The organism is Diaphorobacter nitroreducens (assembly GCF_002214645.1).
Lineage (GTDB): Bacteria > Pseudomonadota > Gammaproteobacteria > Burkholderiales > Burkholderiaceae_C > Diaphorobacter > Diaphorobacter nitroreducens.
This window is the reverse complement of sequence record NZ_CP016278.1, coordinates 515,551-539,983: the sequence shown is the minus strand read 5'-3', so window position 1 is coordinate 539,983 and position 24,433 is coordinate 515,551. Positions and strand designations below refer to the sequence as shown.

The following is a 24,433-nucleotide window of genomic DNA, read 5'->3' as shown; positions in this document are numbered from 1 at the left end:
ACGCGCCCGCACAGATTGGAAAGCCCATCGCCATGATGAGAGAAGGACAAGCCATCGCCATCCACCGTGCCGACTACGCGGCCCCCGCGTACTGGATCGACACGGTGGATCTCACCTTTGACCTGGACCCGGCCAAGACCCGCGTGCTGAGCCGCCTGCGCGTGCGCCGCAATGCCGACGTACCCGCGCAGCCGTTGCGCCTGGATGGCGACGAGCTGAACCTGGCGCGCGTGATGGTCAACGGCGCCGGCACCTCGTTCAAGCTGGACGGCGGCCAGCTGGTGCTGGAAAACCTGCCGGAGGGCACCGAGCCCTTCGAGCTGGAGATTTTCACCACCTGCGCGCCCGCCAAGAACACCCAGCTATCGGGCCTGTACGTGAGCCAGGGCACCTTCTTCACGCAGTGCGAGGCCGAGGGCTTTCGGCGCATCACCTACTTCCTGGACCGCCCCGACGTCATGGCCAGCTACAGCGTGCTGCTGCGCGCCAGCAAGGCCGACTACCCCGTGCTGCTGTCCAACGGCAACCTGGTGGACAGCGGCGAGCTGGAAGACGGCCGCCACTTCGCCAAGTGGGTGGACCCGCACAAGAAGCCCAGCTACCTGTTCGCCCTGGTGGCCGGCAAGCTGGTCGCGCGCGAGCAGAAGATCAAGAGCCGCGCGGGGCGCGAGCATCTGCTGCAGGTGTACGTGCGCCCGGGCGACCTGGAGAAGACCGAGCACGCCATGAACTCCCTCATGGCCAGCATCGCGTGGGACGAGGCGCGCTTCGGCCTGAGCCTGGACCTGGACCGCTTCATGATCGTCGCCACCAGCGACTTCAACATGGGCGCCATGGAAAACAAGGGCCTGAACATCTTCAACACGAAGTACGTTCTGGCCAGCCAGGCCACGGCGACGGACGTGGACTTCGCCAACATCGAGTCCGTAGTGGGCCACGAGTACTTCCACAACTGGACAGGCAACCGCGTCACCTGCCGCGACTGGTTCCAGCTGTCGCTCAAGGAAGGCCTCACCGTCTTTCGCGACCAGGAATTCAGCATGGACATGGCTGGCAGCCCGTCCGCGCGCGCCGTCAAGCGCATCGAGGACGTGCGCGTGCTGCGCACCGTGCAGTTCCCCGAGGATGCGGGCCCCATGGCGCACCCCGTGCGGCCCGACAGCTATGTCGAGATCAACAACTTCTACACCGTCACGATCTATGAGAAGGGCTCCGAGGTCGTGCGCATGCAGCACAACCTGGTCGGGCGCGACGGTTTTGCCAAGGGGCTGAAGCTGTACTTCGAGCGCCACGACGGCCAGGCCGTGACCTGCGACGACTTCGCCCAGGCCATGGCCGACGCCAACCCCGGCAGCCCGCTGGCCCAGCACCTGGAGCAATTCAAGCGCTGGTACTCCCAGGCAGGCACGCCGCGCGTGAAGGCCGTTGGCCAGTACGACGCCGACGCACGCCGCTACACGCTCACGCTGTCCCAAAGCTGCCCCGCCACGCCGGGCCAGCCCGACAAGCTGCCCTTTGTGATCCCCGTGACGCTGGGCCTGGTGGGCACCGACGGCCGCGCCCTGGCACTGCAGCTGGACAGCGAAGCCGCGGCGGGCGCTCCGGAGCGCACCGTGGTGCTGACCGAGGGCGAGATGACGCTCACCTTCACAGGGGTGGACGTGCCGCCCGTGCCCTCGCTGCTGCGCTCCTTCAGCGCACCGGTGGTCCTGGACTGCGAATACAGCGACGCCGAGCTGCTCACCCTGCTGGCGCACGACAGCGATGCCTTCAACCGCTGGGAAGCCGGCCAGCGCCTGATGCTGCGCATCGCTATCAATGCGATAGCTGATGGCGCTTTACTGGCGGGCGTAAACGGCCAAATCGGCCAGAACCTCCTGCCCCAGCCGCTGGTGCAGGCCATGCGCGACGTACTGCGCCACCCCACGCTGGACGCGGCCTTCAAGGAACTGGTGCTGACCCTGCCGTCCGAGGGCTACATCGCCGAGCAGCTGGACACGGTGGACCCGCAGCGCGTGCATGCCGTGCGCGAGGCGCTGCGCGAGCAGCTGGCCCTGGCCCTGCGTGACGACTGGGTCTGGGCCTGGGAGGAGCACCACGCCACGGGCGGCTACCGCCCGGATGCCGTGTCGGCGGGCCGCCGCGCCCTGGCCGGCCTGGCCCTGGGCATGCTGTGCCTGGCCGCGCGTTCCAGCGGCGACATCGTGTGGCCCGGCAAGACCTACCAGCGCTTCAAGGACGCGGGCAATATGACCGACCGCTTCAACGCGCTGGCGGCGCTGGTCGGCAGCGGCCACGAGTTGGCAGCGCCCGCGCTGGCGCGCTTTCATGCGCTGTTCAAGGACGACGCCTTGGTGCTGGACAAGTGGTTCGCGCTGCAGGCGGGCGCGCCCGACCGCGGCGGCCAGGTGCTGCCGGCCGTGCGCCAGCTCATGAAGCACCCGGACTTCCACATCAAGAACCCCAACCGCGCGCGCAGCGTGATCTTCAGTTACTGCAACGGCAACCCCGGGGGCTTTCACCGCACCGACGCCGCCGGCTACGTCTTCTGGGCCGACCGCGTGCTGGAGCTGGACAGTCTCAACCCCCAGGTGGCCGCCCGCCTGGCGCGTGCGCTGGACCGCTGGAAGAAGCTCGCCGAGCCTTACCGCACGGCCGCCCACGAAGCCATCTCCCGCGTGGCCGCCAAGTCCGACCTCTCCAACGACGTGCGCGAAGTCGTCACCCGCGCCCTTGCCGATTAAGAAAGGCCTCCATGACCGAACGTATCAGCCTCACCCGCTACCTTGTCGAGCAGCAGCGCGTCCATGGCCGCATCCCCCCGCAGCTGCGCCTGCTGGTGGAGGTGGTTGCGCGCGCCTGCAAGCGCATCAGCTTCGCCGTGAACAAGGGCGATCTCGGCGACGTGATGGGCACCGCCGGAACCGAGAACGTTCAGGGTGAGGTGCAGAAGAAGCTGGACATCATTGCGAACGAGGTGTTGATCGAAGCCAACGAATGGGGCGGGCATCTGGCTGCGATGGCATCTGAGGAAATGGATGGGATCTATGTGGTGCCTAACCGCTTTCCCCAGGGCGAGTACCTGCTGATGTTCGACCCCCTGGACGGTTCGTCCAACATCGACGTCAACGTGAGCATTGGCACCATTTTCTCGGTGCTGCACAAGCACCATGACGATCCCACCACCGACGAACCCGTCACCGAAGCCGACTTCTTGCAACCCGGCCACCAGCAGGTCGCAGCAGGCTACTGCATCTATGGTCCGCAGACCACGTTGGTGCTGACCGTGGGCGACGGCGTGGCCATGTTCACGCTGGACCGCGAACAGGGCTCCTTCGTGCTCACGCGCGAGAACATCCGTATTCCCGAAGACACCAAGGAATTCGCGATCAACATGAGCAATATGCGCCACTGGGATGCGCCCGTGCGCCGCTACATCGACGAATGCCTGCAGGGCAAGGAAGGCCCGCGCGGCAAGGACTTCAACATGCGCTGGATCGCCAGCATGGTCGCCGACGTGCACCGCATACTGATGCGCGGCGGCATCTTCATGTACCCCTGGGACAAGCGCGAGCCAAACAAACCCGGCAAGCTGCGCCTGATGTATGAGGCCAACCCCATGGGCTGGCTGGTCGAGCAGGCAGGCGGCGCCGCCACCAACGGCCGCCAGCGCATCCTGGACATCCAGCCCGCCCAGTTGCACGAACGCGTGAGCGTGATCCTGGGCTCAAAGAATGAGGTCGATCGCGTGACAAGTTACCACTCCGGTATATAATGTGAGTCTTCGCCGGTGTAGCTCAGTCGGTAGAGCAGCTCATTCGTAATGAGAAGGTCGCGTGTTCGATTCATGTCTCCGGCACCACAATGAAAGCCCCTGATTCGCAAGAGTCAGGGGCTTTTGCTTTGCGGAGTGCATGGGAAGTCCGCCGCTCTCGGGAGCTTTGAACCATGCGTTGCGGCTTCTCTGCCATCCACCCACCGCACCGCAAAGCCGACTTAAAGATCCCTTCGACCTCTAGCGACCATCCAGCAAGCGCTGGCCGCTATCTTTTTTGCATATTGCTTCCAGCACCGACAATCCAGAGTCCCTGAACCCGGACTCTGCCATGCTCCCTGCAACGCACTTCGCACTGTTGGCCCTCCGGCGCCGGGCCTGGGTGCTGGTCGTCGCTGCTTGTGTAGGAGCAGCAAACGCGCAGCCGGCTGCTGCCCTGGAGTCGCCCTCCTCCGCGGACCCGGCGGCGCCCTCGCCCACGCTGGCGCAGCATTACCACCCGGGCGTGGTGGTCGCGGACTATTGGGTGAGCGAAAAATACGACGGCGTACGCGCCCTCTGGACCGGTCAGCAACTGATCAGCCGGCAGGGCCTGCCCATCCGGGCGCCAGCGTGGTTCACCGCCGGCTGGCCGCCGGTACCGATGGATGGCGAACTGTGGGCCGGCCGCGGCCAGTTTGCCGCCGCGCAGGCGGCCGTGGCGCAGGCCACGCCCGACGATGCCCGGTGGCGCGCGCTGCGGTACATGGTGTTCGACCTGCCGCGCGTGCCGGGCGGTTTCGGCGAGCGCCTGCCCCTGCTGCGCCGCACCGTGGCCCATCTGGGCCAGCCGTGGGTCCAGCCTGCCGCGCAATGGCGGGTGTCCAGCCACACGGAATTGATGGGGCAGTTGCACCGGCTGGAGAAGGCCGGCGCCGAGGGACTGATGCTGCGCCGGGACGACGCGCCCTACCGTGGCGGGCGCAGCGATGATCTGCTCAAGCTCAAGACCTTCGAGGATGCGGAGGCCGTGGTGGTAGGGCAAGAGCCCGGACGCGGCAAATACGCGGGCCAGACCGGCGCGCTGCTGGTGGCGCTGCCCGACGGCCGGCGCCTGCGCTTGGGCAGCGGCCTGCCGGATGCGGTGCGGCGCAATCCACCGCCGGCGGGCACCGTGGTGACCTACCGCTTCAACGGCACCCACGCAAGCGGCTTGCCGCGGTTTGCGCGCTTCTGGCGAGTGCGCGCCGACGCGCCCTCCGCGCCCTCCGCGGCCAACGCAGCCGCTGCCGGCGGGCAGGCCAATCTGGAGCCCGGCCCAGCAAGAAACAGAGGCAAATGAGGTCCTAGCGCATACCCAGCAAGCGCTGCCAGCTATCAGAACAAAAGCAAAAGGGGCGGTCGCCCGCCCCTTTTCAGCCCGCCCCTCCTGCGAGAGGCGCTGCCGGCACTTCAGATGGTGCGGCCAAACGGGCCGTCGCTGCCCACCTGCACCAGCGACTCAGGGTCGTTGGCGCGGGGCTTGCGGCTGCCGCCCGTACCCTGCGCCACGCAGTCGGCGTAATAACGCACGTTGCCGTTGTCGTCCTCGATCTCCACAAGGCCGTGGATGTCGGTCTCGAAGCCCGGGCAGAGCTTGGAGAACTCGCGCGAGAACTTGAGGTAGTCCACGATCTTCTTGTTGAAGACCTCGCCGGGGATCAACAGCGGAATGCCGGGCGGGTACGGCGTGATCAGGCTGGTGGTGATGCGGCCTTCCAGCTGGTCGATCTCCACGCGCTCGGTCTTGCGCTGCGCAATGTGGGCGTAGGCGTCGCTGGGCTTCATGGCGGGCGTGAGGTCCGAGAGGTACATCTCGGTCGTCAGGCGGGCGATGTCGTACTTGGCGTACAGCTGGTGCACGTGCTGGCACAGGTCCTTCAGGCCCATGCGCTCGTAGCGCTTGTGCTGCTGGCAGAACTCGGGAAGGATGCGCCACATGGGCTGGTTCTTCTCGTAGTCGTCCTTGAACTGCTGCAGCGCGGCCAGCAGCGTATTCCAGCGGCCCTTGGTGATGCCGATGGTGAACATGATGAAAAACGAGTACAGGCCCGTCTTCTCCACCACCACGCCGTGCTCCGACAGGTATTTCGTGACGATGCTGGCCGGAATGCCGGTCTTGTCGAACTTGCCGTCCAGGTTCAGGCCGGGCGTGACGATGGTGGACTTGATCGGGTCCAGCATGTTGAAGCCGTCGGCCAGCGCGCCGAAGCCATGCCACTTGCTCGGGCCGTTCTTCTTGCCCTTGGCGTCGCCGCGGATGATCCAGTCATCTGCACGGCCGACACCCTCGTCGGCGAGCTTGTCGGGGCCCCAGACCTTGAACCACCAGTCGTCCTTGCCGAACTCGTCCTCCACCTTGCGCATGGCGCGGCGAAAGTCCAGCGCTTCGACCAGGCTTTCCTCCACCAGGGCGGTGCCGCCGGGCGGCTCCATCATGGCTGCAGCCACGTCGCAGCTGGCGATGATGCTGTACTGCGGGCTGGTCGAGGTGTGCATCAGGTACGCCTCGTTGAACAGGTGACGGTCCAGCTTGGTCGTTTGACTGTCCTGCACCAGCACATGGCTGGCCTGGCTGATGCCGGCCAGCAGCTTGTGGATGGACTGCGTGGCGTACACCACCGACTGCTTGGGCCGCGCGCGCTTCTTGCCCATGGCGTGGTAGCTGCCGTAGAACGGGTGGAAGGCCGCATGCGGCAACCAGGCCTCGTCGAAGTGCAGGTTCTCGACGTAGCCGTCGAGCATGCCCTTGATGGTCTCGGTGTTGTAGAGCACGCCGTCGTAGGTCGACTGCGTGAGGGTCAGCACGCGCGGCTTGACCTTCTTGGCGTCCACGCCCTTGAGCAGCGGGTTGGCCTTGATCTTCGCCTGGATGGTCGCGGGCTCGAATTCGCTTTGCGGAATGGGCCCGATGATGCCGAAGTGGTTGCGCGTGGGTTTCAGGAACACGGGGATCGCCCCGGTCATGATGATGCTGTGCAGGATGGACTTGTGGCAGTTGCGGTCCACCACCACCACGTCGCCCGGTGCCACGGTGTGGTGCCACACCATCTTGTTGGAGGTAGACGTGCCGTTGGTCACGAAGAAGCAGTGGTCGGCGTTGAAAATGCGCGCGGCGTTGCGCTCGCTCTCGCCGATGGCGCCGTTGTGGTCCAGCAGCTGGCCCAGTTCTTCCACGGCATTACAGACGTCCGCACGCAGCATGTTCTCACCATAGAACTGGTGGTACATCTGGCCCACGGGGCTCTTGAGGAACGCCACGCCGCCCGAGTGGCCCGGGCAGTGCCAGCTGTAGGAGCCGTCTTCCGCGTAGTCCAGCAGCGCCTTGAAGAATGGCGGCTGCACGCCCTCCAGGTAGCTCTTGGCCTCGCGGATGATGTGCTTGGCCACGAATTCGGGGGTGTCCTCGAACATGTGGATGAAGCCGTGCAGCTCGCGCAGGATGTCGTTGGGCAGGTGGCGCGCGGTCTTGGTCTCGCCGTGCACGTAGATCGGCACATCGGCGTTCTTGCGGCGCACCTCTTCGATGAAGGTGCGCAGGCTGTGCACGATGGGATCCTGGCCCGTGCCCAGCGTGAATTCCTCGTCGTCGATCGACAGGATGAACGCGCTGGCGCGGCTTTGCTGCTGGGCGAACTGCGACAGGTCGCCGTAGCTGGTCACGCCCAGGACCTCGAACCCTTCCGCCTCGATGGCTTGCGCCAGCGCCCGAATCCCCAGGCCGGAGGTGTTCTCTGAACGATAGTCCTCGTCGATGATGACGATGGGAAAGCGAAATTTCATGCGCTGCCTCCGATGACCGGGCCAAAAAAACGAAAGAGGCGCGCAGTGTAAGGAATATGCGTGCTATCCCTATGAACACCGCAGCATTTCGCCCAGAATCCATCGACCTGGAAACAACACCGCGCCGCCCGCCGGCGCGCACCCGACAGAGAGGGAAGGAGAAAACACGCATGAATCTGGACGCATCCACGCTCTGGTGGCTCATGGCCGGGGTGGCCGTGGTGGCCGAGCTGCTCACCGGCACCTTTTACCTGCTGATGCTGGCCGTGGGCCTGGCGGCCGGCGCACTCGCGGCCCACGCGGGCCTGGGCAACACGGCGCAGATCCTGGTGAGCGCACTGGTCGGGGCCGGCACCGTGCTGGGGGCCTACGTCAAGCGCCGCAGCCGGCCGGGCGAGCCGTCCGCGCGGGCCGACCGCAGCGTGAACCTGGACGTGGGCGAGACGGTGTTCATCGACGCCTGGCAGCCCGACGGCACGGCCGTCGTGAAGTACCGCGGCGCGAGCTGGACCGCCATCCACCGCCCGGGCATCACGCCCGCCACTGGCCCGCACCGCGTGGCCGAACTGGTGGGCAACCGCCTGCTGGTGGATCCGCTGTAGTCATCCGGAACCGAGGGCGGCCTCGCTACCATCCGCCCTGCCCTTCACCGCCGCACGCGGCACAGAAAGAAAAAACCTCATGGAAATCGCCATCATCCTCTTCGTCATCGCGGTGATCTTCATCGCGCGCGCCGTCAAGATCGTGCCGCAGCAGCATGCCTGGGTGAAGGAGCGCCTGGGCAAGTACGCCGGCACGCTCACGCCGGGGCCGAAGTTCATCATCCCCTTCGTCGACCGCATCGCCTACAAGCACAGCCTGAAGGAAATCCCCCTGGACGTGCCCAGCCAGGTCTGCATCACCAAGGACAACACCCAGCTGCAGGTGGACGGCATCCTGTACTTCCAGGTGACCGACCCCATGCGCGCCAGCTACGGTTCGTCCAACTACATCACCGCCATCTCGCAGCTGGCCCAGACCACGCTGCGCAGCGTGATCGGCAAGCTGGAGCTGGACAAAACGTTCGAAGAGCGCGACATGATCAACGCCCAGGTGGTGCAGGCCATCGACGAGGCGGCGCTGAACTGGGGCGTGAAGGTACTGCGCTACGAGATCAAGGACCTGACGCCGCCCGCCGAGATCCTGCGCGCCATGCAGGCCCAGATCACCGCCGAGCGTGAAAAGCGCGCGCTGATCGCCGCTTCGGAAGGCCGCCGCCAGGAACAGATCAACATCGCCACCGGCGAGCGTGAGGCTTTCATCGCCCGCTCCGAAGGTGAAAAGCAAGCCGCCATCAACAACGCCCAGGGCGAGGCAGCCGCCATCACCGCCGTGGCCGACGCCACCGCCCAGGCCATCGAGCGCATTGCCGCCGCCATCCGCCAGCCGGGCGGCGAGCAGGCCGTGCAGCTCAAGGTCGCCGAAAAGGCCGTGGAGGCGTATGGCAAGGTGGCCGCGGACGCCACCACCACGCTCATCGTGCCCAGCAACATGACCGAGGTATCCGCACTCGTCAGTTCGGCCATGAAGATGATCCAGACGCAGCAGCGCAGCTGACCCAACGCTTTCGCTCTTTTTTTATAGCTACCAGCGCTCACCCCACAAGCGCTGGAGCCACTTTTCGCTTAGAACTTCGCATGAATTCCCCCGTAGCCCCTTCTTCACGGCCCGCGTGGGCGACGACGGCACCCAGTGCGATGCCTGGCCCGAGCAGCCGCTGCTGCTGTCGCTGGAGCAAGGCGGTATCGACTGGTCCAGCTCCTGCCGCAACGGCACCTGCCGCACCTGCATCGGCGTGCTGGCGGAGGGCGAGGTGCGCTATGCCATCGACTGGCCGGGCCTGACGGCAGAAGAAAAGGCCGAGGGCTGCGTGCTGCCCTGCGTGGCCTATCCCGTGAGCGACGTGAAGCTGGAGGCCCCCGCCATCTGAGCCCTGTGCCGCGCTCCGCGCACCGGTACGGTTGAGGCAGCGCAACCTGCGGCCCGCTTGCCCCCACCTGCGGCAGACTTACCGCGGCGGCGCGCGGACAACGGCCCGGCGGCGCGACTAGAATTGGCCGCTTCGGGACCGCGCGTCCCTCCTCCGTGCGGCAGGGGCCGCATCGCCGTTCTTTGGGGGCACGCCCGTTGCCCGCCCGCCGGGGAACGCACACCGCCCCGGCCCGCATGGCCCATCCGAAAGCCCTGCATGACCACCCCCCTCACGCCCGCGCCCATCTCGCCCGTCCAGGACATCGTGGCCGAGTTGCGCGCCGGCCGCATCGTGATCCTCGTCGATGAAGAAGACCGCGAGAACGAAGGCGACCTCGTGATCGCCGCGGACCATGTCACGCCCGAGGCCATCAACTTCATGGCGCGCTTCGGCCGCGGCCTGATCTGCCTGACCCTCACGCGCGAACGCTGCGAGCGCCTGCGCCTGCCGCCCATGGTGGCGCGCAACGGCACCAAGATGGGCACCGCCTTTACCGTCTCCATCGAGGCGGCTGAGGGCGTGACCACCGGCATCAGCGCCGCCGACCGCGCGCGCACCGTGCAGGCCGCCGTGGCCGCCAACGCCCAGGCTGCCGACCTGGTGCAGCCCGGCCACATCTTCCCGCTGCAGGCGGTGGATGGCGGCGTGCTCATGCGCGCCGGCCACACCGAGGCCGGCTGCGACCTGGCCGCCATGGCCGGCTGCAGCCCCTCCTCCGTGATCTGCGAGGTGATGAAGGACGACGGCACCATGGCCCGCCTGCCCGACCTGCAGCTGTTTGCGGCCGAGCACGGCATCAAGATCGGCACGATCGCCGACCTGATCGAATACCGCAGCCGCACCGAGTCGCTGGTGCACAAGGTGGCTTCGCGCCAGATCACCACAGCGTTCGGCGAGTTCACCATGCACGCCTTCCGCGACGAGCCGAGCCAGGCCGTGCACCTGGCCCTGGTCAAGGGCCAGTGGGACGCCGCAGAGAGCGTGCCCGTGCGCGTGCACGAGCCCTTGTCGGTGCTGGACCTGCTGGAAGTGGGCCGCAGCATGCACTCGTGGAGCCTGGACGCCAGCCTTCAATACATCCACCACCACGGCCAGGGCGTGGCCGTGCTGCTGAACTGCGGCGAGAGTGCCGAGCAACTGCTGGAGCAGTTCGAAGGCACGGCCCGCGCCGCCCAGGCGCCCGAGCGCGGTCGCATGGACCTGCGCACTTACGGCGTGGGCGCGCAGATCCTGCGCGAAGTGGGCGTGGCCAAGATGCAGCTCATGGGCCAGCCGCGCCGCATGCCCAGCATGGTGGGCTATGGACTCGAAATCACCGGCTACATCCCCAAGGAATAAGACATGTTTGGCGCAGACAAAGGAACCGCGGACAAGCTCGATGGCAAGAAGCTGCACATCGGCATCGTGCAGGCCCGCTTCAACGAGAACATCACCAACACCCTCGCCGCGGCCTGCCGTGCAGAGCTGCTGCGCCTGGGCGTGCAGGAAAAGCACATCCGCCACGTGCTGGTGCCCGGCGCGCTGGAAGTGCCCGTGGCGCTGCAGGCCCTGGCCGAGCGCGACGAGTACGACGCGCTGATCGCGCTGGGCTGCATCATCCGCGGCGAGACCTACCACTTCGAGCTGGTGGCCAACGAATCTGGCGCGGGCGTGACCCGCCTGGCCCTGGACTACCAGGTACCGATCGCCAACGCCATCATCACCACCGAAAACCTGGAACAGGCCCTCGCCCGCCAGACCGAAAAGGGCGTGGACGCGGCCCGCGTGGCCGTGGAAATGGCCAACTTGCTGGAGGAGCTGTCGTGACCGATTCCGCCAACCCCACGCCATCCGCGCGGCCGCCGCGCCAGCCGCGCACCGGCACCACCGGCACCGGCGCGCGCAAGGCCGGCTCCAAGTCGGGCCGCAGCCGCGCGCGCGAATTCGCCCTGCAGGCGCTCTACCAGCACCTGGTAGGAGGCAACGATGCCACAGCCATCGACGTGTTCACGCGCGACCTGTCGGGCTTTCACAAGGCCGACGCGGCGCACTACGACGCGCTCCTGCACGGCTGCATCACCACCGCCCAGTACATGGACGAGCTGATCGCGCCCCAGCTGGACCGCAAGATGAGCGAGATCTCGCCCATCGAGCATGCGGTGATGTGGATCGGCGTATACGAATTCCAGCACTGCCAGGACGTGCCCTGGCGCGTGGTCATCAACGAGTGCATCGAGCTGGCCAAGGAGTTCGGCGGCACCGACGGCCACAAGTACGTCAACGGCGTGCTCAACGGCCTGGCGCCGCAATTACGCGCCACCGAGGTCGCGGCCGACAAGGCCGGCGCCCGCGGCTGAAGGCCCCGCCCTCTTGCGCCGCTTCGCATTGTTCTTTCCCTCAGCGCCGCTGGCCTCAGCCGGCGGGTGCCTGCACGTTGCATCGCCATGAAGTTTTCCACCCGCGCCGAGCGCATCGAACCCTTTTACGTGATGGAAGTGGCCAAGGCCGCCCAGGCCCTGGCGCGCGAGGTCGCCGGCACCCGCGAGCCGATGATCTTCCTGAACATCGGCGAGCCCGACTTCACCGCGCCCCCCCTGGTGGTGGAGGCGGCCGACCGCGCGGTGCGCAGCGGGGCCACGCAGTACACCAACGCCCTGGGCCTGGAGGCGCTGCGCGAGCGCATCAGCGGCTGGTATGCCGAGCGCTTTGGCGTCGATGTGCCGGCGCGGCGCATCGTGGTCACGGCCGGCGCATCGGCCGCGCTGCAGCTGGCCTGCCTGGCGCTGATCGACGCGGGCGACGAGATCCTGATGCCCGACCCCAGCTACCCCTGCAACCGCCACTTCGTGAGCGCGGCGGAAGGCAAAGCGGTGCTGATCCCCACCACGGCCGAGGAGCGCTTCCAGCTCAGCGCCGCCAAGGTCGAGGCCGCATGGGGTACCAAGACACGCGGCGTGCTGCTGGCATCGCCCTCCAACCCCACGGGCACCTCGATTGCGCCGGACGAACTGCGCCGCATCCACGATGTGGTGCGCGGCAAGGGTGGGCTCACGATCATCGACGAGATCTACCTCGGCCTGTCCTATGACGACGCCTTCGGCCAGACGGCGCTGGCGCTGGGCGAGGACATCATCAGCATCAACAGCTTCAGCAAGTACTTCAACATGACCGGCTGGCGCCTGGGCTGGATGGTGGTGCCCGAAGCCATGGTGCCCGTGGTGGAGCGTCTGGCGCAGAACCTGTTCATCTGCGCCAGCACGGTGTCGCAGCATGCGGCGCTGGCCTGCTTCGAGCCGGACAGCATCGCCGAGTACGAACGCCGCCGCGCAGAGTTCAAGGCGCGGCGAGACTACTTCATCCCCGCACTCGATGCACTGGGCCTCACGGTGCCGGTGCAGCCCGATGGCGCCTTCTACGCCTGGGCCGACTGCACGCAGGCCGCCGAGCGCCTGGGCGTCGCCGGCAGTTGGGACTTCGCCTACGAGCTGATGCGCCGTGCCCATCTGGCCATCACGCCGGGGCGCGACTTCGGCACGGCCGACACCCAACGCTTCGTGCGCTTTTCCACGGCCAACTCCATGGCGCAGTTGCAGGAGGCGGTGGCGCGCCTGCAGCGCCTGATCGGCTGACCCCTCCCGGCATGCCAGCATGGCTTTCGAGTGGCCCGTTCGCATTTACTGGGAAGACACCGATGCCGGCGGCATCGTGTTCTATGCCAACTATCTCAAGTTCTTCGAGCGCGCGCGCACCGAGTGGCTGCGCTCGCGGGACCTGGGCCAGCAACGATTGCGGGAACTCACGGGCGGCATGTTTGTCGTAACCGACGCACGCCTGCGCTACCTGCGCCCCGCCCGCCTGGACGATGAACTGATTGTTACCGCCAGCCTGCGCGAAGGGGGCCGCGCTTCGCTCACAATCGAGCAGCAGGCGCTCTTGAAACCAGAGCAGATGATCCCCGACTCTCCCCCCGCACTGCTGTGCGAAGGCACCATCCGCATTGGCTGGGTGGATGCCGCCACCATGCGCCCTGCACGCATTCCGGGGTCCCTTTTGGAACGACTCTCCTCATCATGAATTCCCAAGACATGTCCATCTTGAGCCTGGTGCTCAATGCCAGCTGGGTGGTGCAGCTGGTGATGCTGCTGCTGCTCGCGGTTTCCGTGGCCAGCTGGGCCGCCATCTTCCGCAAGCTGTTCGCGCTCAAGCGCGTGAAGGCTCTGAACGAAGACTTTGAGCGCGACTTCTGGTCGGGCACCAGCCTGAATGACCTGTACGCCAGCGCCACGCACAACGCCAAGAGCGCGGGCCCGATGGAGCGCATCTTCGCCAGCGGCATGCGCGAATACCAAAAGCTGCGGGAACGCCGCATCAGCGACCCCGGCACACTGCTGGACGGCGCGCGCCGCGCCATGCGCGCGAGCTTCCAGCGCGAGATGGACGTGATCGAGTCCAGCCTCTCGTTCCTTGGCTCGGTGGCCTCGGTGTCGCCCTATGTGGGCCTGTTCGGCACCGTCTGGGGGATCATGCACGCCTTCACCGGCTTCGCCGGCATGGAGCAGGTAACGCTCGCCACGGTGGCGCCCGGCATCGCCGAAGCGCTGGTGGCCACCGCCATCGGCCTGTTCGCCGCCATTCCCGCCGTGATTGCGTACAACCGCTTCGCACGCGACATCGACCGCGTGGCGACGCACCAGGAGACCTTCATCGAGGAGTTCTCCAACATCCTGCAGCGCAACCTGGGCGCCCAGCCTGGATCGCCCTCGGGCCACTAAAGGAAGCCTGATATGCCTGCCATGGCCTCACGCAGCGGCACCCGCCGCCGCTCCATGAACGAGATCAACATGGTGCCGTTCATCGACGTGATGCTGGTGCTGCTCATCATCTTCATGGTGACCGCGCCCATGCTCACGCCCAGTTCGGTGAACGTGCCTTCCGTGGGCAAAGGCGCCAAGGTGCCCAAGACGCGCGCGGACGTCATCGTCGACAAGGACGGCAGCATCCGCTTCAAGGCCGACGGCAACGAACGCACCGTGCCGCTGCAGAACCTGGGCGCCACTGCCAAGAACTGGCTCAAGGACCAGCCAGAGGACACACCCGTGCTCATCAGCGCCGACAAGAACGTGTCGTACGACGCGGTGATGAAGGCCATGTCTGCGCTGCAACAGGCGGGCGTGGCACGCGTCGCCCTGGCGGTGAAGAGCGGCGGCTGACGAGAACTTTCACACGATCTAATGCACGCCACGAACGACCGCGACCAGTTTGCCCCGCCCCGCCCGCCCGGACGCATGCGGGCCATCGCCCTGGCGGTACTCGCCCATGCCGCGCTGATCGGCGCGCTGACCTGGGGCGTGAACTGGAAGAGCAGTTCCGACCAACCGGCGGTGGAGGCCGAACTCTGGTCTGCCGTCCCCCAGCAAGCGGCGCCGCGCGCCGTGGAGCCGCCCCCACCCCCTGCTCCGGCCCCTACCCCCGCACCAGAGCCCGCGCCCGCACCGCCGCCTCCACCGCCACCACCGCGTCCGGAGCAAGCCGACACGCGCGAGGCCGATATCGCCCTGCAGCAGCAGAAGAAGCGCCTGGAAGAAGAAAAGAAAAAGCGCGAACAGCAACTGGAGCGCGAGAAGCGCGAACGCGAGCGCAAGGAAGAAGAGCGCCGCGAGCGGCTGGAGCAGGAGAAGAAGGAACGCCTGCTGGCGCAGCAAAAGGCCGAGCGCGAGAAAGCCGAACGCGAAAAGGCCGAGAAGGAGAAGGCCGCCAAGGCCGAGCAGGACAAACAGAAGAAGCTGGCCGAGGACAAGCGTCGCAAGGCCGAGGAAGCCCGTGAAGCCAAAGAGGCCGAGGCGCGCCGCCAGGAGAACCTGCGCCGCATGCAGGGGCTGGCAGGCGCCACGGGCGGCGAGACCGCCACGGGCACCGCGCAGCGCAGCTCCGGCCCCTCGGGCAGCTACGGTGGCAAGGTGGCCGCCAAGGTACGCCCCAACATCGTCTATCCCGACACCATCTCGGGCAACCCGCGCGCCGAGGTCGAGGTGCGCGCCGCTCCGGACGGTACCATCGTCGGCGCGCGCATCACCCAGTCCAGCGGCAACAAGGCGTGGGACGACGCGGTGATTCGTGCGCTGCACCGCACGGAAACCCTGCCACGCGACGTGGACGGCCGCGTGCCGTCGTCCTTGGTGATCGGCTTCCGCCCGCGCGACTGAAGCAAAAAGAGAGCTGCCTGCGCTTGTCCCTCAACGGTTTCACATTGAAAACACTGTGAAACCTATTTGAGTCAAGCGCCGGCAGCTATCATTTTCGATAACAGCCGACAGCCAGTCGAACTCAGCTGCGCTGCTCGATGAGGCGATTGATACGCAACGCGCCGAGTGTGCAGACCACGCCCGACAGCAGATACAGCGTCACCGCCCCCAGCCCGAAACGTGCCGACAGCCCCAAGGCCACCAACGGCGCGAAGGCCGCGCCGATCAGCCAGGCCAGGTCGGACGACAGTGCCGCCCCGGTGTAGCGGTGCTGGGTGGAGAAGTTGGCCGTCACCGTGCCCGATGCCTGGCCGTACGACAGGCCCAGCAGCACGAAGCCCAGCAGCAGGAACACCGTGCCGCCCACCGCGCCACCGCCCAGCAGCCAGGGCGTGGCCAGGCTGAACAGGCCAATCAGCACGGCCATGGAGCCCAACAGGTTGCGCCGGCCCATGCGGTCGGCCAACCGCCCCGACACCACCACCGCGCCGATGGCCAGGAATGCGCCGGCGATCTGCACGCACAGCACCTCGGCCATGGAGCGGTCGGAGAACAGGGCGAACCACGACAGCGGGAACACCGTCACCACGTGAAAGAGTGCGAAGCTAGCGAGTGCCGCAAAGGCGCCCAGCACCACATTGCTCCCCTCTTCGCGCATCACGCGGGCCACGCCCACGGGCTCCAGTTCCTTCTCTTGCAGCAATTCGGCATAGGACTGCCCCACCACCAGGCGCAGCCGCGCAAACAGCGCCACCACGTTGATCGCAAAGGCCACGCAGAACGGGTAGCGCCAGCCCCAGGCCAGGAATTCTTCGCTGGAGAGGCTGCCGTACAGGTAGGCGAACAACCCGGCGGCCAATGCAAACCCTACGGGCGCGCCCAGTTGCCCCACCATGGAATACCAGCCGCGGCGCTCCGGCGGTGCCGCCATCGCCAGCAGCGACGGTAGCCCGTCCCAGGAGCCGCCCAGCGCCAGCCCCTGGCCGAAGCGCAGCACCGCCAGCGCCCCGGCGGCTGCCAGCCCCGCCACGTGGTAACTGGGCAGGAAGGCCATGCTCACCGTACAGCCGCCCAGCAGGAACAGCGCCAGCGTCAGCTTGGTGCCGCGCCCCCAGCGCCGCTGCACGGCCATGGAGATGGCGGTGCCCAGCGGCCGGGCGATGAAGGCGATGGCAAAGATGGCAAAGGCCATGAGCGTGCCGTCCAGCCGCGACATGAAGGGGAACAACAGCGACGGGAAGACCAGCACGCAAGCGATCCCGAATACGAAGAAGTCGAAATACTCCGACGCGCGCCCGATGATCACGCCCACGGCGATCTCGCCCGGGGTGACGTCTTCGTCGGTGTGCGCGCGCGACAGCGATGCCGCGCTCTCGGGGCCGTAAACGGGGTATGCGACGGAACCGCTACTCATGACCGTACTCCTTGGCTTTGCAGACACAGCTCCGTTCTACACGCAAGCCCCGCGGTCAACAAGTACGCTTACACTGAGGTCCCGCGCGGGAAAACCCTCACGCCCAGTCGGCCATCCGCGCCGCCATGGTCGCGCCCGCAGGCCGCATACGGCCTGCCATCACGCCATAAGTTTGACCCTGGACAAAATGTCCAATCGACAAATGCGCTAGGCGTATTACATTCATCTCCGTCCAGTAATTCGCGTTTACACCTAGCGCCGCGCCCGCCCGCGCGACGCAAGGCCGTGCACGCTTTTTGACACGCCTAGCAATGCTCCAACTGAAGAAACTCCGCGGGCCCACCTGGCTCGCCGCGGCTTTGGCCGCAGCCAGCCTGGCTGGTTGCAGCAAGGCCGTTGTATTGAACCCGGCGGGTGATATCGCAGCCCAGCAGGGCAACCTGGTGGTGACTGCCACGGTGCTGATGCTGATCGTCATCGTGCCGGTGATCCTGCTGACGCTGCTGTTCGCCTGGAAGTACCGCCAGGGCAACACCGACGCCGAGTACGACCCCGACTGGCACCACTCCACCTCGCTGGAGCTGGTGATCTGGAGCGTGCCGCTGATGATCATCATTGCCCTGGGCGCGCTGACCTGGATCGCTACCCACAAGCTGGACCCCTACCGCCCCCTGGACCGCATCGACGCCCAGCGCGCGCTGGCCGCCGACATCAAACCGCTGGAAGTGCAGGTGGTCGCCATGGACTGGAAGTGGCTGTTCTTCTACCCCGAGCAGGGCATTGCCACGGTGAACGAGGTGGCCGCGCCTGTGGACCGCCCGATCCTGTTCAAGCTCACCGCCACATCCACCATGAACGCGTTCTACGTGCCCGACCTGGCCGGCATGATCTACGCCATGCCTGGCATGCAGACCGAGCTGAACGCCATCATCAACAAGCCCGGCGTGTTCCATGGCCTCGCCTCGCACTACAGCGGCCCCGGCTTCTCCGGCATGACCTTCAAGTTCCACGGCCTGAGCGATGCCGAGTTCGCCCAGTGGGTGGACAAGGCCAAGACCGAAGGCAAGCCCCTGGACAAGACCACCTACCTGCAACTGGCCAAGCCCAGCCAGCGCGACCCCGTGCAGCGCTTTTCCACCGTGGAAGACGGCCTGTACGGCAAGGTGCTCAACCGCTGCGTGGAAGACGGCCAGATGTGCATGCACGACATGATGGCCATCGACGCGCTCGGCGGCGAAGCCTTCGTCAAAGCCAACGGTCTAACGCTGCCACAGGACGTATGCACCGCCGGCAACGCGCCACAGATCCTGGCCGCGCTGCAGCCGGGCTTAGCCCTCCCCGAGGCCCCCACCCAACAGTGAATTTGACGGACCCGACGCGGGCGCCAAGCCGGCGCCGGGCCCATTAGCCAAGAGATTCGATATGTTGTCTGAACAAACTACCCCAGCCCACTGGCTGTTGGGCCGCATCACCTGGGACTCGATCCCGATGGCGCACGAGCCCATCGTGCTGTGGACCTTCATCGCGGTGGTCCTGGGTGGCATCGTGATGCTGGCCGGCCTCACCAAGTTCCGTCTGTGGGGCCCGCTGTGGCGCGACTGGATCTGCTCCATCGACCACAAGAAGATCGGCATCATGTACATGATCCTGGGCCTGGTCATGTTCCTGCGCGGCTTCGCCGACGCGGTGATGATGCGCTTGCAGCAGGCCATGGCTGTGGGCGAGAGCATGGGCTACCTGCCGCCGCACCACTACGACCAGATCTTCACGGCCCACGGCGTGATCATGATCTTCTTCGTGGCCATGCCCTTCGTCACGGGCCTGATGAACTACCTCGTGCCGCTGCAGATCGGCGCGCGCGACGTGTCGTTCCCCTTCCTGAACAACTTCAGCTTCTGGATGACCACCGGCGGCGCCGTGCTGGTGATGATCTCGCTGTTCCTGGGCGAGTTCTCCACCTCCGGCTGGCTGGCGCTGTCCAACCTCGGGGCGCAGGACCCTGGCGTGGGTCTCGACTATTACATCTGGGGCCTGCAGATTGCGGGGGTGGGCACCACCTTGTCGGGCATCAACCTGATCGTCACCATCATCAAGATGCGCGCGCCGGGCATGAACCTGATGAAGATGCCCGTGTTCACCTGGACCGCGCTGTGCACCAACGCGCTGATCGTCGCCTCGTTCCCCGTGCTGACGGCAGCGCTGGTGCTGATGTCGCTGGACCGCTATATCGGCACCAACTTCTTCACGAACGACCTGGGGGGCAACTCCATGCTGTACGTGAACCTGATCTGGATCTGGGGTCACCCCGAGGTCTACATCCTGGTGCTGCCGGCCTTCGGCGTGTTCTCCGAGGTCGTCGCCACGTTCTCGCGCAAGCGCCTGTTCGGCTACACCTCCATGGTGTACGCCACGGTGTGTATCACCATCCTGTCGTACCTGGTGTGGCTGCACCACTTCTTCACCATGGGCTCGGGCGCCACGGTGAACACCTTCTTCGGCATCACGACGATGATCATCTCGATCCCGACGGGCGCCAAGATCTTCAACTGGCTGTTCACCATGTACAAGGGCCGCATCCGCTTCAGCGTGCCCATGCTGTGGACGGTGGGCTTCATGTGCACCTTCGCCATCGGCGGCATGACTGGCGTGCTGCTGGCCGTGCCCCCGGCCGACTTCGTGCTGCACAACAGCCTGTTCCTGGTCGCGCACTTCCACAACGTGATCATCGGCGGCGTGGTGTTCGCCGTGTTCGCTGCCATCAACTTCTGGTTCCCCAAGGCCTTCGGTTTCCGCCTGATCGAGTCCTGGGGCAAGGCATCGTTCTGGTTCTGGCTGACTGGCTTCTGGGTCACGTTCACGCCGCTGTACATCCTGGGCCTGATGGGCATCACGCGCCGCGTCAACCATGTGGAAGACGCTTCGCTGCACATCTGGTTCATCATCTCCGCGGTGGGCGTATGCCTGATCGCGGCGGGCATCGCCTGCTTCTTCATCCAGCTGTTCGTGAGCTACCTTAAGCGCGACCAGCTGCGCGACGTGACCGGCGACCCCTGGGACGGCCGCACGCTGGAGTGGGCCACCTCCTCGCCCCCGCCGCAGTACAACTTCGCCTTCACGCCCGTGGCGCACGAGATCGACGCCTGGTGGGACATGAAGAAGCACGGCTACAAGCGCCCGCTGACCGGCTTCCAACCCGTCCACATGCCCGCCAACACTGGCGCTGGCGTGGTGATCGCCGCGCTGTCCACCGTGTTCGGTTTCGCCATGATCTGGCACATGTGGCCGCTGGCGATCGCCTCGTTCGCCGCGACCGTGCTGGCCTCGATCATCCACACCTTCAACTACAAGCGTGACTACTACATTCCGGCAGCCGAAGTGGCCGCCACGGAAGACGCACGCACCAAGCAGCTTGCCGCAGCCCATGTCTAATACGCACACCCTCCAAGCGGGCGGCACCGCCGCCCTGGCACCGCGCGAGTACCACCTCGCGCATGAGCCCCACCCCGAGAACGGCACGTCCCTGGGCTTCTGGCTCTACCTGATGAGCGACTGTCTCATCTTCGCAGCGCTGTTCGCCACGTACGGCGTGCTGGGCCGCAGCTACGCCGCGGGCCCCACGGGCGCGCAGCTGTTTGACTTGTCGTTGGTGGCCATCAACACGGCCTTCCTGCTGACGTCGTCCATCACCTTCGGCTTTGCCATGCTGCAAAAGCAGGCGGGCAACGCGCGCGGCACGCTGGCCTGGCTGGCCGTCACCGGCCTGCTGGGCCTGGCCTTCCTGGGTGTGGAACTGTATGAGTTCGCGCACATGATCCACCAGGGAGCCACACCCCAGCGCAGCGCGTTCCTGTCGGCCTTCTTCACGCTGGTGGGCACGCACGGACTGCACGTGACCTTCGGCCTGATCTGGCTGGTGACATTGATGATTCAGATCAGCAAGCACGGCCTGATCCATGAAAACAAGCGCCGCCTGAACTGCCTGTCCATGTTCTGGCACTTCCTGGACGTGGTCTGGATCGGCGTCTTCACCTTTGTGTACCTGATGGGGGTGCTGTAAATGAGCGCACACGAAATTCACGCCGGCCACGACGACCATGGCCACGACCATGACGACCTGCACGTCACCAAGGGGGACTACGTCAAGGGCTTCATCCTCGCCGTGATCCTCACCGTGATCCCGTTCTGGCTGGTCATGGCCGACGTGATCCAGAACCGCACCACCGCCGTGCTGGTGCTGGGCATCTTCGCCATGGTCCAGGTGGTGGTGCACATGGTGTACTTCCTGCACATGAACGGCAAGATCCAGGGCGGCTGGACGATGCTGTCCACCATCTTCACCATCGTGTTCCTGGCAGTGACCATCATCGGTACGCTGTGGGTCATGTTCCACATGAATGCCAACATGATGCCCGCGCACGCCAACCCCATGGCCGCTCAGCACCAGGGCAGCGAGGCACACCAGCCGAAGGCGCCTTGACCGCTCCGACCATGCACGCCCCGGAGCCGCAGCGCACCCGCGCGCACTCCAACCTGACGATGGCGGTGCTCGCTCTGGCGGGCATCGCCTTGTTCGTTGTGTTCTGTGCCCTCGGCTGGTGGCAGGTGGAGCGGCGCACCTGGAAGCTGGCCCTGATGGAACGCGTAGAGCAGCATCTGCACGCCGCGCCCGCGCCGCTGCCCGCGCGGGCGCAGTGGCCTGGCGTGGATGCGGCTGGCTTTGAATACCAGCCTGTGCAGGCTGAGGGTCACTGGCTGGCCAGCAAAACCGTACTCACCCAGGCCACCACGGCGCTCGGCGCGGGTTTCTGGGTCATGACCCCGCTGCAGCTGGACGGCGGCGGCCAGGTGCTCGTCAACCGCGGCTTCATCCCCCAGGCGCAGCGCGCCCAGTGGGCCGCTGGCGGCCCCGGCATGCAGGAAGGCGAAACCGTACAGCTGCAGGGCCTGTTGCGCATGAGCGAGCCCGGAGGCGGCTTCCTGCGCCGCAACGACCCCGGGGCGCAGCGCTGGCATTCGCGCGACGTGGCGGCCATCGCCCAGGCCCAAGGCCTGGACGCTGCGGCCCCGTTTTTCATCGACGCGGGCATTCCCGACGCGAACGCCCCAGCGCCGATGGATGCCGAGATTTCCACCACCGCCGGTCCCTGGCCCCGCCCGGGACTGACGGTGGTTCGCTTCCACAACAGCCACCTGGTGTATGCCATCACCTGGTTTGGGCTGGCCGCCATGGTGGCGGCAGCGGCTGCGTATGTGGCACGCTACGAGCTTCGCCTGCGTGCCACCTTGCGCTCCCGATGACCGCATCCGCAAACTCCACCCCCTCCTCCCCGCCCGCCCTGAAGGCGCGCTCGGCCGATGCCGCGGCCGGGCTGAAAAACCTGCACCAGCTCATCCAGTTGCGCTGGATCGCCGTGGTGGGCCAGGTGTTCACCATCGAGGTGGCGCACTACGTGCTGCAACTTCCCCTGCCCCTGCGCGAGATGCTCATGGTCGTAGGTTGCCTGGTGCTCTACAACGCGGTGAGCTTCGTGCGCTGGCGCACCGGCCGCGGCGTGCGCAATGTGGAGCTGTTCCTGGCGCTGCTGGTGGACGTGGCCGTGCTCACCGTGCAGCTGTATCTGAGCGGGGGTATTCGCAACCCATTCGTCTTCTTGTACCTGCTGCAAGTGGCGCTGGGCGCGGCGCTGCTGCGCAGCGCCTACATCTGGACCATGGTGCTCGTCACCGCGGCCTGCTTTGCGCTGCTGGCGCATTACAGCGTGCCATTGCAACTGGCGCCCGACTTCGCGCGCGGGCTGGGCAGCCCCTACGTGCTGGGCCTGCTGGTGTGCTTCATGCTCAACGCGGCGCTGGTGGTGATCTTCATCAGCCGCATCGGCCAGAACCTGCGCCAGCGGGACGCGCGTCTGGCCGCCATACGCCAACGCGCCGCCGAGGAAGAGCACGTGGTGCGCATGGGGCTGCTGGCTTCAGGCGCTGCCCATGAGCTAGGCACGCCGCTGGCCACCATGGCGGTGATCCTGGGGGACTGGAAGCGTGATCCTGCATTGGCCGCCAACGCCGCGCTGCAGGAAGACGTGGCCGAGATGCAGGCGCAGGTGCAGCGCTGCAAGACCATCGTCAGCGGCATCCTGATGTCCGCCGGCGAGACGCGCGGCGAGGCATCGGCGCAGACCACCGTGTGCCAGTTCCTGGACACGCTCGCCAGCGAGTGGCAGGCCACGCGCTCGGTTGACGAATTCACTTATGACAACCGCTTCGGCCAGGACACCCCCATGGTGTCCGATGTCACGCTGCAGCAAATGGTTTTCAATGTGTTGGACAATGCCCGCGACGCATCGCCCCACCGGGTCGGCCTGGTGGCCGAGCGTGATCAAGACCTGCTGCGCATTACCGTCACAGACAATGGCCCCGGCTTCGCGCCGGCCATGCTGTCGCAGTTCGGCAAGCCCTACCAGTCCAGCAAGGGCCGCCCCGGCGGCGGGCTGGGCCTGTTCCTGGCAATGAACGTGGCGCGCACCCTGGGGGGCACCGTGCAGGCACGCAACCTTCCGGGCGGCGGCGCCCAGGTCACGATCACGCTGCCGCTGGCCGCGATTGCGTTGCAGGAGACACCCACGCACCATGGACGCTGAACGCTTGCTGCTCATTGTGGAAGACGACGAGGCCTTCGCGCGCACGCTGGCCCGTTCGTTCGAGCGGCGCGGCTACCGCGTGCTGCACGCCGACAGCCTGGCACAGGCCGAAGCACTGCTGGCCGGGCACACGCCCGACTATGCCGTCGTGGACCTCAAGCTCAAGGGCGAGGCCACAGGCCTGGCCTGCGTTCGGGCATTGCACGCGGCCAACCCGGACATGCTCATCGTCGTGCTCACGGGCTACGCCAGCATTGCCACCGCCGTCGAGGCCGTAAAGCTGGGTGCCTGCCACTACCTGGCCAAGCCATCGAACACCGACGATATCGAGGCCGCCTTCGGCCTTACCGAAGGCAATGCCGACGTGGAACTGACCAACCGCGCCAGCTCCATCAAGACGCTGGAGTGGGAGCGCATCCACGAAGTGCTGGCCGAGACGGGCTTCAACATCTCCGAAGCCGCACGGCGGCTAGGAATGCACCGCCGCACGCTCACGCGCAAGCTGGACAAGCGGCGGGTTTAGCGCCTTGAGCGCACATGGCCTGTCATCGGCCAGAGCCTGCCTTTACGAAGGGC

Annotated in this window: 23 protein-coding genes and 1 tRNA gene; 22 read left to right on the top strand and 2 right to left on the bottom strand. The window is 66.4% G+C overall.

Going from position 1 to position 24,433, the window contains the following annotated elements; genetic code table 11:
- Positions 1 to 35 precede the first annotated feature (35 nt).
- From pepN to BA022_RS02480, 4 genes are all read left to right on the top strand, one after another.
- Positions 36 to 2,744, top strand: coding sequence for an aminopeptidase N (gene pepN, locus BA022_RS02495; RefSeq protein ID WP_088888495.1), 2,709 nt, complete (start codon positions 36 to 38; stop codon positions 2,742 to 2,744).
- An 11-nt stretch (positions 2,745 to 2,755) separates the two neighbouring features.
- On the top strand, positions 2,756 to 3,775 hold the full coding sequence (locus tag BA022_RS02490; protein ID WP_015913677.1) for a class 1 fructose-bisphosphatase: 1,020 nt from the start codon (positions 2,756 to 2,758) through the stop codon (positions 3,773 to 3,775).
- Positions 3,776 to 3,786: 11 nt separating this feature from the next.
- Positions 3,787 to 3,862 (top strand) — tRNA-Thr (locus BA022_RS02485).
- Positions 3,863 to 4,106: 244 nt separating this feature from the next.
- Positions 4,107 to 5,096 (top strand): DNA ligase, encoded by a 990-nt coding sequence (locus BA022_RS02480; RefSeq protein ID WP_088886451.1) that lies wholly within the window; start codon positions 4,107 to 4,109, stop codon positions 5,094 to 5,096.
- A gap of 110 nt (positions 5,097 to 5,206) precedes the next feature.
- Here the strand turns inward: BA022_RS02480 and BA022_RS02475 are convergent, their stop codons facing one another.
- Positions 5,207 to 7,576: an arginine/lysine/ornithine decarboxylase gene (locus tag BA022_RS02475; RefSeq protein ID WP_088886450.1), complete on the bottom strand. Its 2,370-nt coding sequence runs from the start codon at positions 7,574 to 7,576 to the stop codon at positions 5,207 to 5,209.
- A 170-nt stretch (positions 7,577 to 7,746) separates the two neighbouring features.
- Between BA022_RS02475 and BA022_RS02470 the strand changes: the two genes are divergently transcribed.
- The 11 genes from BA022_RS02470 to tolA all read left to right on the top strand — a co-directional run bounded on the left by BA022_RS02470 (position 7,747) and on the right by tolA (position 15,769).
- Positions 7,747 to 8,178, top strand: a complete 432-nt coding sequence (locus BA022_RS02470; RefSeq protein ID WP_011805919.1) for an NfeD family protein — start codon at positions 7,747 to 7,749, stop codon at positions 8,176 to 8,178.
- 79 nt (positions 8,179 to 8,257) lie between these two features.
- The gene (locus tag BA022_RS02465) at positions 8,258 to 9,172 is read left to right on the top strand and encodes an SPFH domain-containing protein (RefSeq protein ID WP_011805920.1); all 915 of its coding nucleotides are present in this window, start codon (positions 8,258 to 8,260) and stop codon (positions 9,170 to 9,172) included.
- A 115-nt stretch (positions 9,173 to 9,287) separates the two neighbouring features.
- Positions 9,288 to 9,545, top strand: coding sequence for a 2Fe-2S iron-sulfur cluster-binding protein (locus BA022_RS02460; RefSeq protein WP_088886449.1), 258 nt, complete (start codon positions 9,288 to 9,290; stop codon positions 9,543 to 9,545).
- A gap of 258 nt (positions 9,546 to 9,803) precedes the next feature.
- Entirely contained in the window at positions 9,804 to 10,925 is a 1,122-nt protein-coding gene (ribBA, locus tag BA022_RS02455) for a bifunctional 3,4-dihydroxy-2-butanone-4-phosphate synthase/GTP cyclohydrolase II (protein ID WP_088886448.1), read from the top strand.
- 3 nt (positions 10,926 to 10,928) lie between these two features.
- Entirely contained in the window at positions 10,929 to 11,393 is a 465-nt protein-coding gene (gene ribH, locus BA022_RS02450; protein ID WP_047350450.1) for a 6,7-dimethyl-8-ribityllumazine synthase, read from the top strand.
- On the top strand, positions 11,390 to 11,923 hold the full coding sequence (nusB, locus tag BA022_RS02445) for a transcription antitermination factor NusB (protein WP_088886447.1): 534 nt from the start codon (positions 11,390 to 11,392) through the stop codon (positions 11,921 to 11,923). Before ribH ends, nusB begins: the two co-directional genes overlap by 4 nt.
- Before the next feature lie 87 nt (positions 11,924 to 12,010).
- Positions 12,011 to 13,195 (top strand): pyridoxal phosphate-dependent aminotransferase, encoded by a 1,185-nt coding sequence (locus BA022_RS02440; RefSeq protein ID WP_088886446.1) that lies wholly within the window; start codon positions 12,011 to 12,013, stop codon positions 13,193 to 13,195.
- Between the two features lie 19 nt (positions 13,196 to 13,214).
- Positions 13,215 to 13,640 (top strand): YbgC/FadM family acyl-CoA thioesterase, encoded by a 426-nt coding sequence (locus BA022_RS02435; RefSeq protein ID WP_011805926.1) that lies wholly within the window; start codon positions 13,215 to 13,217, stop codon positions 13,638 to 13,640.
- The gene (gene tolQ / locus BA022_RS02430; RefSeq protein WP_088886445.1) at positions 13,637 to 14,338 is read left to right on the top strand and encodes a protein TolQ; all 702 of its coding nucleotides are present in this window, start codon (positions 13,637 to 13,639) and stop codon (positions 14,336 to 14,338) included. Before BA022_RS02435 ends, tolQ begins: the two co-directional genes overlap by 4 nt.
- A gap of 12 nt (positions 14,339 to 14,350) precedes the next feature.
- Positions 14,351 to 14,776, top strand: coding sequence for an ExbD/TolR family protein (locus BA022_RS02425; RefSeq protein ID WP_011805928.1), 426 nt, complete (start codon positions 14,351 to 14,353; stop codon positions 14,774 to 14,776).
- 21 nt (positions 14,777 to 14,797) lie between these two features.
- Entirely contained in the window at positions 14,798 to 15,769 is a 972-nt protein-coding gene (tolA, locus tag BA022_RS02420; RefSeq protein WP_011805929.1) for a cell envelope integrity protein TolA, read from the top strand.
- Positions 15,770 to 15,890: 121 nt separating this feature from the next.
- Here the strand turns inward: tolA and BA022_RS02415 are convergent, their stop codons facing one another.
- A complete protein-coding gene (locus tag BA022_RS02415) occupies positions 15,891 to 17,222 on the bottom strand; it encodes an MFS transporter (protein ID WP_088886444.1) in 1,332 nt (443 codons plus the stop codon).
- 311 nt (positions 17,223 to 17,533) lie between these two features.
- Between BA022_RS02415 and cyoA the strand changes: the two genes are divergently transcribed.
- The 7 genes from cyoA (at position 17,534) to BA022_RS02380 (ending at position 24,380) form a co-directional block, all read left to right on the top strand.
- Positions 17,534 to 18,583: a ubiquinol oxidase subunit II gene (gene cyoA / locus BA022_RS02410; protein WP_088886443.1), complete on the top strand. Its 1,050-nt coding sequence runs from the start codon at positions 17,534 to 17,536 to the stop codon at positions 18,581 to 18,583.
- Between the two features lie 61 nt (positions 18,584 to 18,644).
- Positions 18,645 to 20,651: a cytochrome o ubiquinol oxidase subunit I gene (cyoB, locus tag BA022_RS02405; RefSeq protein ID WP_088886442.1), complete on the top strand. Its 2,007-nt coding sequence runs from the start codon at positions 18,645 to 18,647 to the stop codon at positions 20,649 to 20,651.
- Positions 20,644 to 21,279: a cytochrome o ubiquinol oxidase subunit III gene (cyoC, locus tag BA022_RS02400; RefSeq protein WP_088886441.1), complete on the top strand. Its 636-nt coding sequence runs from the start codon at positions 20,644 to 20,646 to the stop codon at positions 21,277 to 21,279. The genes cyoB and cyoC overlap by 8 nt, the downstream gene beginning before the upstream one ends.
- On the top strand, positions 21,280 to 21,699 hold the full coding sequence (cyoD, locus tag BA022_RS02395) for a cytochrome o ubiquinol oxidase subunit IV (protein WP_015913689.1): 420 nt from the start codon (positions 21,280 to 21,282) through the stop codon (positions 21,697 to 21,699).
- A gap of 11 nt (positions 21,700 to 21,710) precedes the next feature.
- The gene (locus BA022_RS02390; RefSeq protein ID WP_088886440.1) at positions 21,711 to 22,520 is read left to right on the top strand and encodes an SURF1 family protein; all 810 of its coding nucleotides are present in this window, start codon (positions 21,711 to 21,713) and stop codon (positions 22,518 to 22,520) included.
- Positions 22,517 to 23,857 (top strand): ATP-binding protein, encoded by a 1,341-nt coding sequence (locus BA022_RS02385; protein WP_088886439.1) that lies wholly within the window; start codon positions 22,517 to 22,519, stop codon positions 23,855 to 23,857. The genes BA022_RS02390 and BA022_RS02385 overlap by 4 nt, the downstream gene beginning before the upstream one ends.
- The gene (locus BA022_RS02380) at positions 23,847 to 24,380 is read left to right on the top strand and encodes a response regulator transcription factor (protein ID WP_011805937.1); all 534 of its coding nucleotides are present in this window, start codon (positions 23,847 to 23,849) and stop codon (positions 24,378 to 24,380) included. Before BA022_RS02385 ends, BA022_RS02380 begins: the two co-directional genes overlap by 11 nt.
- The last annotated feature ends 53 nt before the right edge of the window (positions 24,381 to 24,433 follow it).